General features: G+C 62.1%; 11 protein-coding genes. 7 read left to right on the top strand and 4 right to left on the bottom strand.

From position 1 onward, the window contains the following. Positions 1-30: 30 nt before the first annotated feature. On the bottom strand, positions 31-186 hold the full coding sequence (locus EN939_RS38035) for a hypothetical protein (RefSeq protein WP_164748816.1): 156 nt from the start codon (positions 184-186) through the stop codon (positions 31-33). A gap of 225 nt (positions 187-411) precedes the next feature. Between EN939_RS38035 and EN939_RS13560 the strand changes: the two genes are divergently transcribed. The 3 genes from EN939_RS13560 to EN939_RS13550 all read left to right on the top strand — a co-directional run bounded on the left by EN939_RS13560 (position 412) and on the right by EN939_RS13550 (position 1,764). After that, positions 412-624: a cold-shock protein gene (locus EN939_RS13560; RefSeq protein WP_006202520.1), complete on the top strand. Its 213-nt coding sequence runs from the start codon at positions 412-414 to the stop codon at positions 622-624. Between the two features lie 319 nt (positions 625-943). Beyond that, positions 944-1,156 (top strand): cold-shock protein, encoded by a 213-nt coding sequence (locus EN939_RS13555; RefSeq protein WP_013530020.1) that lies wholly within the window; start codon positions 944-946, stop codon positions 1,154-1,156. Between the two features lie 176 nt (positions 1,157-1,332). Further along, on the top strand, positions 1,333-1,764 hold the full coding sequence (locus EN939_RS13550; protein ID WP_127268420.1) for a BA14K family protein: 432 nt from the start codon (positions 1,333-1,335) through the stop codon (positions 1,762-1,764). Between the two features lie 226 nt (positions 1,765-1,990). On the opposite strand, the gene EN939_RS13545 is transcribed toward EN939_RS13550, so the two are convergent. The 3 genes from EN939_RS13545 to EN939_RS13535 all read right to left on the bottom strand — a co-directional run bounded on the left by EN939_RS13545 (position 1,991) and on the right by EN939_RS13535 (position 4,123). After that, entirely contained in the window at positions 1,991-2,629 is a 639-nt protein-coding gene (locus tag EN939_RS13545; RefSeq protein ID WP_127268419.1) for an MBL fold metallo-hydrolase, read from the bottom strand. Between the two features lie 137 nt (positions 2,630-2,766). Beyond that, positions 2,767-3,084 (bottom strand): hypothetical protein, encoded by a 318-nt coding sequence (locus tag EN939_RS13540; protein ID WP_023809804.1) that lies wholly within the window; start codon positions 3,082-3,084, stop codon positions 2,767-2,769. 145 nt (positions 3,085-3,229) lie between these two features. Beyond that, the gene (locus EN939_RS13535) at positions 3,230-4,123 is read right to left on the bottom strand and encodes a branched-chain amino acid aminotransferase (RefSeq protein ID WP_127268418.1); all 894 of its coding nucleotides are present in this window, start codon (positions 4,121-4,123) and stop codon (positions 3,230-3,232) included. A 246-nt stretch (positions 4,124-4,369) separates the two neighbouring features. Between EN939_RS13535 and EN939_RS13530 the strand changes: the two genes are divergently transcribed. From EN939_RS13530 to EN939_RS13515, 4 genes are all read left to right on the top strand, one after another. Beyond that, positions 4,370-4,903 (top strand): MarR family winged helix-turn-helix transcriptional regulator, encoded by a 534-nt coding sequence (locus tag EN939_RS13530; protein WP_027039379.1) that lies wholly within the window; start codon positions 4,370-4,372, stop codon positions 4,901-4,903. Next, the gene (locus tag EN939_RS13525) at positions 4,890-5,609 is read left to right on the top strand and encodes a response regulator (RefSeq protein ID WP_013530014.1); all 720 of its coding nucleotides are present in this window, start codon (positions 4,890-4,892) and stop codon (positions 5,607-5,609) included. Before EN939_RS13530 ends, EN939_RS13525 begins: the two co-directional genes overlap by 14 nt. Positions 5,610-5,658: 49 nt before the next feature. Next, positions 5,659-7,074 carry an ATP-binding protein gene (locus EN939_RS13520; protein WP_127268417.1) on the top strand — a complete coding sequence of 472 codons (1,416 nt, stop codon included), beginning with the start codon at positions 5,659-5,661 and terminating at the stop codon, positions 7,072-7,074. Between the two features lie 219 nt (positions 7,075-7,293). After that, on the top strand, positions 7,294-7,674 hold a 381-nt coding region (locus tag EN939_RS13515), incomplete at its 3' end, for a glycosyltransferase (RefSeq protein ID WP_164750978.1).

Genomic DNA, 7,674 nt, shown 5'->3' with positions numbered 1-7,674 from the left:
CCGACAACGGCGCCTGGACCGAAAGGGAGGTCAGCGCGCCGCGATGTCTGGCCCATTCGTGGCCCGGCTCTGGCCGATGACCCGGCCGGCAAGCAAGCCTATGCCGAGCCCATCGATGCTCAGGTCAGTCGATTGATGCGTCGGGATGCGCCAGTACGGCGGCCCGCGGCGGTATCTTGCAACCATCACGTTTCCGTGCGATAAATTCCGTGTTCGGGCATTTGCGACCCGGAGAGCGGAACGTTTTGGACGACCTTTCCCCGATACTGTGAATCTCTGACGGCCCCGTTTTCGGCGGGGGGTTTGACCATGCGCCAATGCATGACTGCCGAAGCAACCACCGGGAACTGCCCTTTGCGCCAGGCGGCGGGCGGGACCACCAAAGACTGAACGGGTGAAGGAGTTTCCCCAATGGCCCAGACCGGCACCGTTAAATTCTTCAACGCGACCAAAGGCTTCGGTTTCATCACGCCCGATGGTGGCGCCAAGGATGTGTTCGTCCATATCTCCGCGATCGAAGCCTCCGGCTTGCGCACGCTCGTTGACGGCCAGAAGGTCACCTTCGACGTCGAGCCGGACCGCATGGGCAAGGGCCCCAAGGCCGTCAACCTCCGCGCAGCCTGAGCCATCGGCGCGCCGCATGTCACTCGGACGTGCGACGGAGGCTCCATGCCTGCACCTGGCCTGGAGAGGGATCTGAATTTTGAAAGGCGCGGCGATCTTCGTCGCGCCTTTTCCTTATCGAAGGCGCGGGCCGGTGATGTCGCCCAAGCCGCCAGGTTCTGGGCTACGACTTGCATAAAACAAAGACCCAAAGCGTGCCGCAACGTGCTTTAGACGCCCGCAAAACTTTCTCTTGCCGATGACGCTAAAATAAAGGACAAATTTCCACTCGGGCATTTGCCGGCCCGAGACTGGAGTTTATGGGACAAAGGAGCTTCCCATGCCGCAGACCGGCACCGTCAAATTCTTCAACCATGCCAAGGGCTTCGGCTTCATCACGCCCGATGATGGCGCGAAGGATGTTTTCGTCCATATTTCAGCCGTGCAGGCGTCCGGCCTTCCCGGCCTGGAGGATGGCCAGAAAGTGTCGTTCGACACCGAGCCGGACAAGCGCGGCAAGGGACCCAAGGCCGTCAATCTGTCGGTCGGCTGAGCCGGCTTGGACCGGCGATGGTTTTCGCTCCCTGGAGGCGTGTGACCTTTGACGCCTGTTGTGAATAAATTCGTCGAAATCCGTTCAGCCCCCGTTCAGCCACGGTTGCATATTAGTCTTTGGTAAAGCCGGACCGCATCCCCGAAACTACACGGGCCGGCACGAAGGAGACCGAGATGAACCGAATTTTCAAGACCGCCGTCCTGGCCGCTGCCGTGGTCGCCACCACGCTTTCGGCCTTGCCCGCCGCCAACGCACGTGATTGGCGCCGCCATCATGGCCATCATGGCAACGGCGATGCCATTGCCGCCGGCGTGCTCGGCCTCGCGGCCGGTGCGCTGATCGGCGGCGCATTGGCCAATGACCGCCCGCCGCCCGACGCTGACCGCTACTACGATGACGGTTACTACGATCGTGACGTGGTGGTGCGCCCGGCCCCGGTCCGCCGCTACTATGCGGAGCCGCGGGTGGTCTACGCTGATCGTTATGCCGAGCCGTGGACGCGTGATTGGTACGAATACTGCTCGGACCGCTACCGCACCTTCAATTCCCGCACCGGCACGTTCACCGGTAATGACGGCGAACAGCATTTCTGCACGGCGAACTAAACCAGGGCCTCCCTGCCCCAACAGAAAAGCGCTGACCGCAAGGCCAGCGCTTTTCTGTTTGGAGCATCACAGGATTGGGGCAGGCGAATATCGGCACGCCCTACAGCAATTCCAGGAAAAGTGTGAAACGGTTTCCCGGGAAAAGCGCGAAGCGTTTTCCCTTGGGAATTGAGTCAGAACAAAGGGTTAGAGCGGCCCCGCCGTTTCCGTGAAATGGTGAATTGCTCTAAACGAGAAAAGGATTGGTCCGCCTCTCCTCGCCAAAACGTCCGCCGGGACCGTGGCCGCAGATGAAGCCGATGTCGTCGCCGAGCGGCAGGAGCTTGTCCTTGATCGAAGCGATCAGTGCCGCATGGTCGCCACCCGGCAGGTCGGTGCGGCCGACCGAGCCGCGGAACAGCACGTCGCCGACATGGGCGAACTTGGCCGCGCGGTTGTAATATACGACGTGACCTGGTGCATGGCCGGGGCAGTGCAGCACCTCGAACACATGGCCGCCGAACGACACGGTCTCGCCTTCGGACAGGAACCGGTCGGGCACGCAGTTGCGCGCTCCGGCGATGCCGTAGCGCTTGCCTTGGTTTTCCAGATTGTCGAGCAGCGACTTGTCGGCCTCATGCGGACCGATGATCTCGACGCCGAGCGCCTCCTTCAACTCCATTGCGCCGCCGGCATGGTCGATGTGGCCATGCGTTATCCAGATCGCCCCGGCTGAGATCGCATTGTCCTTCAGCACCGCCAGCACCTTGTCGATATCGCCGCCAGGATCGACGACGACGCCATGCTTGTCATCCATGTCGAACAGGATGGTGCAATTCTGCTGGAACGGTGTGACCGGCACGATGCCGGCATTGAGCTGACCCATGATCGTCCTTTCGATGTTCACGGGTGATGTAGAGGCGCGGACAAAGGGCGTCCACCCTCGCAAGACGAACATCGGTAGCTCCGAAAACGGAAATGGGCGGCCGAAGCCGCCCATTTGAAAAGACCTTAACGGCCCGCCTACTTCTTCATGGCGCCCATGACCGCGCCGAGAATGGCGGTCAGGATCGCGCCGCCGCCGGCGCCGCCGACGATGTTCTGCAGGTTCAGCGCGCTGCCGAGACCGCTCGTTGCTGCTGCCGCAGCCGCCGGATCGACCGCACCGCCACCCAGCAGGCTGCCGAGGATCGCCGCACCGCCGACGCCGCCAATGGCTCCGCCCAGGATTTTGGGAAGCTGACCCATCGCCGCCGTCTTGAGCGCCGCACCGACCGCCTGACCACCGATGACGCCAGTAATCACCTGTATGATGATCGGAAGAAGCGTGTTCATGTCCATATGATTAGTCCCTCCATAGCTGTCAGCCTCCCGGGCCGACACCATCATGAGACGCCGAATTGGACGAAAGTCAAATGCAGAAACGCTGAAATAAAAGGGGCGGCCCGAAAACCGCCCCTACTTCCTAAAAAAGCTGTGACTTTCGTTATTCTGCGGCGATCGCGTGCTTGGGCTGAACGGCCGCAGAATAGTCATTCATAAGATTCTTGGCTATTTCGCCGACCTCGAATCGGTAAGGCCCGATCTCGGAAACCGGCGTCACTTCCGCCGCCGTCCCGGTCAGGAAGCACTGCTCGAAGCTTTCCAGCTCTTCCGGCAGGATGGCGCGTTCAATCACCTCCAGGCCGCGATCCTTGGCCAGCCCAATGACCGTGCGGCGGGTGATGCCGTCGAGGAAGCAGTCAGGCTTGGGTGTGTGGATCTTGCCCTCCTTGACGAAGAAGATGTTGGCTCCGGTCGCTTCGGCGACCTGGCCACGCCAGTCGAGCATCATGGCGTCGGCATAGCCCTTGGCCTCGGCGGCGTGCTTGGACATGGTGCAGATCATGTAGAGGCCGGCTGCCTTCGACCTGGAAGGCGCGGTGCGCGGGTCGGGCCGGCGCCATTCCGCCACATCGAGACGGATGCCTTTCAGCTTCTGCGCAGGATCGAAATAGCTCGGCCATTGCCAGATGGCGATGGCACAGTTGATGCGGTTGTTCTGCGCCGAGACGCCCATCTGCTCACTGCCGCGCCAGGCAATCGGCCGGACATAGGCGTCCTGGAAACCCTGCTTCTTGAGAAGCGTGGATGAGGCGTCGTTGAGCTCGGCCACCGTATAGGGGATATTGAAACCGAGCAGGCGTGCCGATTCATGCAGGCGCTCGGTGTGTTCGTTGAGCTTGAAGATCTCGCCGCCATAGGCGCGTTCTCCCTCGAAAACGGCGCTGGCGTAATGCAGCCCGTGCGTCAGCACATGGATCTTGGCGTCACCCCATTGGACGAATTCGCCGTTCATCCAGATGGAGCCATCGAGTTGATCGAAGGGAACGGATGCCATGGTAACCTCCCACGGGCGGCAGCCCGGATACTTGTATCGTTGTGTGTTTCGTGTCGGCCGCCCAAAGCGGCTTTTATGGTGGAGCGTAAGCGGATAATTGCGCTCTGGCAAACTCAGGAAATTCCGGAAAAACCGGCTTCCCTTGCCTTTTCGTTCGCAATCCGCCCAAAAGCTTGTCAAAAATTACCATTGCAGGGAAATTACGTCAATAGTACTGACATAATCTCTCTTTCCCACGGAGAAATAATGACGGATCGAAGCCCAGCCGCCGGAAAACCGATCAGGACCGCGATGTCGGTCGAGGACGGCATCGACTTCGCCATTATCGAGCTGCTCTTCTTTGCCTATCGTGACTTCACCTCCGATCCGGACCAGATCCTGGCCGACTACGGCTTTGGCCGGGCCCACCACCGGGTGCTGCATTTCGTCAACCGCAGGCCGGGCCTGACGGTCGCCGAACTGCTCGACGTGCTGAAGATCACCAAACAGAGCCTGGCCCGTGTGCTCAAGCAGTTGATCGACACCGACCATGTCGTGCAGTTGCAAGGTCCGCGCGACCGCCGACAGCGCGAACTTTATCCGACCGCCAAGGGCCGTGCGCTGGCGCTGGCGCTGGCGCGGCCACAGTCGCGCCGCATCCATGCTGCATTGGGGGATTCCGGAGTAACCGAACGGACCTTGGTGGAACGGTTCCTCGAAGCGATGGTCAATCCGGAACTGAGGGCGCAGATCGACGTTGGGTCCGCAAAAATGTCAGGGAAAAGCCATGGAGAGCACTGAACGGGTCGATCACGCGGCCGCGCCGGACGACGACGCGCCGCATCTGCTTGTCGTCGACGACGACACCCGCATCCGCAATCTTCTCAAGCAGTATCTGACCGAAAACGGCTTTCGCGTCACCGTCGCCGGCAATGCCGGCGAAGCCAGGCGCAAGCTTGCCGGCCTCGACTTCGACCTTCTGGTGCTGGACGTCATGATGCCCGGTGAAACGGGCGTCGACCTGACCAAGTCGCTGCGAGCCGAAAAGAACGTACCGATCCTGATGCTGACGGCCCTGTCGGAGACCGACAGCCGCATCTCAGGGCTTGAGGCCGGCGCCGACGACTACCTGCCGAAGCCGTTCGATCCGCGCGAGCTGATCCTGCGCATCAACAACATTCTTCGCCGTGGTGGCCCGGCGACCACGCCCAAGGTCGAGCAGTTGGTCTTCGGCCCCTACACCTTCCAGATCGCCCGGCGCGAGTTGAAGCGTGGCGGCGAGGCGCTGAAGCTGACCGACCGCGAGCAGGAGATCCTGGCGATCTTCGCGGCAAGGGCCGGCGAGACGATACCCCGCCACGAGCTTGTCGGTGACGATTCGGAGGTCGGCGAGCGCACCATCGACGTCCAGATCAACCGGCTGCGCCGCAAGATCGAGCGCGATCCGTCCAACCCGGTCTGGCTGCAGACCGTGCGCGGTATTGGGTATCGGCTCAGCGTGGAATAGAATGCCGCCTGCGGCCTGCTGAGCGGCTGCGGGCAAGCGAAATGAGCGAATGGCAACCACGGAACTGGAACAGCCGGGCAATGGCGGCTTGAGCGTACGCGCCGCGCGGACGCTGAAGGCGGTGCCGCGCGCCTGGAACCGCTTCTGGCGCCTCGTCTCGCTGTATATGCCCAAGCGGCTCTATGCCCGCTCGCTGATCATCGTCATCGCGCCGATGATCCTGCTGCAATCGGTCGTCGCCTTCGTCTTCATGGAACGTCATTGGGCAACCGTGACGCAGCGCCTGTCGCAGGCCACCGTGCGCGACATCGCCGCCATCATCGACCTGATCGAAACCTATCCGCGCGATGCCGACTACACCAACATCATACGCATCGCCCAGGACCGCATGCAGTTGAAGGTCGACCTCTTGCCGCCCGACCCGCTGCCCGCGCCTGGCCCAAAACCGTTTTTCTCGATTTTGGATGATGTTCTCTCGTCGGAGATCACCCGCCAGATCAACCGCCCGTTCTGGATCGACACGGTCGGCAACTCCAACATCGTCGAGGTGCGCGTGCAGCTCGAGGGCAAGGTGCTGCGCGTCTTCGTGCGCCGCAGCCAGGCCTATGCCTCCAACACCCACATCTTCCTTATCTGGATGGTCGGCACCTCGCTGGTGCTCCTGATGATCGCCATTCCCTTCCTGCGCAACCAGATCCGGCCGATCCTGATGCTTGCCGAAGCCGCCGAAAGTTTCGGCAAGGGCCGGCCGATGCCGCGTGACTTCCGGCCCCGCGGCGCCGAGGAGGTTCGCCGCGCCGGCTTTGCCTTCATGCAGATGCGCGAACGCATCGAGCGCCAGATCGAGCAGCGCACCGCCATGCTGACCGGCGTCAGTCATGACCTGCGAACCATCCTCACCCGCTTCAAGCTGCAGTTGGCGCTTTCCGGCGGCAAGGCCGAGACCAAGGCCGCGCTCGACCAGGACATCGACGACATGCAGTCGATGCTCGAAGGCTATCTCGCCTTTGCCCGTGGCGAGGCTTCGGAAGACGCCGGACGGTTCGATCTCGAGGCCTATTTCGAAAAGCTCGGCGAGGAAGCCAGGCTGCGCAAGCGCAAGCTGTCGACGACGCTTGCCGGAGACCCCGATGTGCATGTGCGGCCGAACGCCTTTGCCCGATTGATGTCCAACGTCATCGGCAACGCCTTCCGCTATGCCAAGACGGTGGAAGTCAACGCCACCCATGGCCGCGGCTCGCTGCTGGTCACCATCGACGACGATGGTCCGGGCATTCCCGCCGACCGGCGCGAAGACGTCTTCAAACCCTTCGTGCGGCTCGACGAAGCCCGCAACCTCGATGCCAGCGGCACCGGGCTCGGCCTGTCGATCGCCCGCGACATCGCCCGTTCCCATGGCGGCGACATCACCCTTGAAGACAGCCCGCTCGGCGGACTGCGCGCTATCATCAAGGTTCCCGCATAACCGGCACGATACCGAAAGTGGAAACAGGCTTCATCCGCCCGTCATGAAACCATGATCAAGAACGCGCATGAAGCGCGCGACCTCAATTGATTCGACCTTGCCGCCTCACTTCGACCCCGTGCCCGTCCGGGTGCGCTGGAGCGAAGCGAGAGCAGCGGTCTGGTCGCCGTTCCGGCATCGTCTCAAGGCAACCGTCGACCTTTCCTGCAAAGGGCCGCCATGCGCATATTGATGGTCACCGATGCCTGGCGGCCGCAGGTTAACGGCGTTGTCCACACGCTGGAGCGGCTCACCGAGACGCTGAAATCCTTCGATGTCGCCGTGGATTTCCTGACGCCGAACATCTTTCGCACCCTGCCCTTGCCGACCTATCCCGACATCAGGCTGGCGCTGACCACGCCCGGCCATGTCGCGCGCCTGATCGACGCAGGCAAGGCCGACCACATCCACATCGTCACCGAAGGGCCGCTCGGCATCATGGCGCGGCGCTATTGCCGCAATGCCGGCCGGCCGTTCACCACCAGCTATCACACACGCTTCCCCGAATATCTCAGCGCACGGCTGCCAGTGCCGGAAAGCTGGGCCTATCGCTGGCTGCCG

It is taken from the genome of Mesorhizobium sp. M7A.F.Ca.CA.002.05.1.1 (assembly GCF_003998335.1).
Lineage (GTDB): Bacteria > Pseudomonadota > Alphaproteobacteria > Rhizobiales > Rhizobiaceae > Mesorhizobium.
This window is presented reverse-complemented; position numbering and strand designations above follow the sequence as displayed.